Below are 931 nucleotides of genomic sequence, written 5' to 3' on the forward strand. Positions count from 1 at the left end.
CTCCACCCATCTTAAACAAAGAAGATTACTTTGTCGCTCCCTGTATGGGGAGCGTGGATTGAAATATCAGGTAGATAGTCCGGATCGAGTGCAAGGAACGTCGCTCCCTGTATGGGGAGCGGGGATTGAAATGTTTCCCGTAATACATGGAAGTTCGCTTTTGTCGTCGCTCCCTGTATGGGGAGCGGGGATTGAAATGTTTCCCGTAATACATGGAAGTTCGCTTTTGTCGTCGCTCCCTGTATGGGGAGCGGGGATTGAAATGTTTCCCGTAATACATGGAAGTTCGCTTTTTTCGTCGCTCCCTGTATGGGGAGCGTGGATTGAAATATCAGGTAGATAGTCCGTTTCGAGTGCAAGGAACGTCGCTCCCTGTATGGGGAGCGTGGATTGAAATCGATATCAACGTATCCGAAGAATTGGAAATCAAAGTCGCTCCCTGTATGGGGAGCGGGGGTTGAAATTTGTGGTTGCTGTCATTAAAAAGTAGTTTTCCGTCGCTCCCTGTATGGGGAGCGTGGATTGAAATGTTTCCCGTAATACATGGAAGTTCGCTTTTTTCGTCGCTCCCTGTATGGGGAGCGTGGATTGAAATTTGTGGTTGCTGTCATTAAAAAGTAGTTTTCCGTCGCTCCCTGTATGGGGAGCGTGGATTGAAATGATTCTAGTTACGGGAGCTTAAGTCTATGAAAGGTCGCTCCCTGTATGGGGAGCGTGGATTGAAATAACTTAGCACTTGCTAAGACAGCTAATCAAAGGCAGTCGCTCCCTGTATGGGGAGCGTGGATTGAAATTGTGTTTAAGGTGGGGGATATAATCAGTTTGAATGGTCGCTCCCTGTATGGGGAGCGTGGATTGAAATACCCTCATATGATTCAAGATACTTTCCAGCAATGGTCGCTCCCTGTATGGGGAGCGTGGATTGAAATAA

General features: G+C 47.5%; 1 CRISPR repeat array.

Annotation, left to right across the window (positions count from 1 at the left end):
• The first annotated feature begins 32 nt into the window (after nt 1-32).
• A CRISPR array of direct repeats spans nt 33-929; the repeat unit is 33 nt; unit sequence GTCGCTCCCTGTATGGGGAGCGTGGATTGAAAT.
• The last annotated feature ends 2 nt before the right edge of the window (nt 930-931 follow it).

This window comes from Oceanobacillus indicireducens (genome assembly GCF_014647195.1).
In the GTDB taxonomy this organism is placed as follows: Bacteria; Bacillota; Bacilli; order Bacillales; family Amphibacillaceae; genus Oceanobacillus; species Oceanobacillus indicireducens.